This is a genomic window from Psychrobacter sp. Sarcosine-3u-12 (assembly GCF_002836005.1).
Classification (GTDB): Bacteria; Pseudomonadota; Gammaproteobacteria; order Pseudomonadales; family Moraxellaceae; genus Psychrobacter; species Psychrobacter okhotskensis.
In genome coordinates this window covers 1-429 of sequence record NZ_PJBY01000051.1, presented here as the reverse complement: position 1 = coordinate 429, position 429 = coordinate 1, and the positions used below count along the sequence as shown (strand labels likewise).

The following is a 429-nucleotide window of genomic DNA, read 5'->3' as shown; positions in this document are numbered from 1 at the left end:
GATTTCTTTGATGAATTTGGCCTAGACTCATCGTTTTCTCGCATCAAATTGCCACAGTTCTATGGTATCGAACTTGATGACTTTGCCCATGAAGTAGCAATCCTTTCACTCTGGCTAGCTGAACATCAAATGAATATCGAGTTTAAAGCGGAATTTGGAGAGTGTGAGCCAGCTCTACCATTAAGACAAAGTGGCAATATAGTACCCGGTAATGCTTTACGCATGGAATGGAAAGACATATGTAGTAATAGGTATAAAGAAGAAGTTTATGTGATAGGTAATCCTCCTTATATAGGTGAGAGTAAACAAAATGCCTCGCAGAAAAGCGATATGGCTTATGTATTTAAAGGTAAGAAAAACTATAAAAAACAAGATTATATATCTTGTTGGTTTCTAAAGGTATCCGAGTATATTTGTGAAAATACAAAA

1 protein-coding gene is annotated in these 429 nt (G+C 35.7%); it reads left to right on the top strand.

The window, feature by feature from the left end; genetic code table 11:
- Window positions 1-429, top strand: a 429-nt coding sequence (locus CXF65_RS01105; protein ID WP_319823080.1) for a DNA methyltransferase, incomplete at both ends; no start/stop codon positions are given.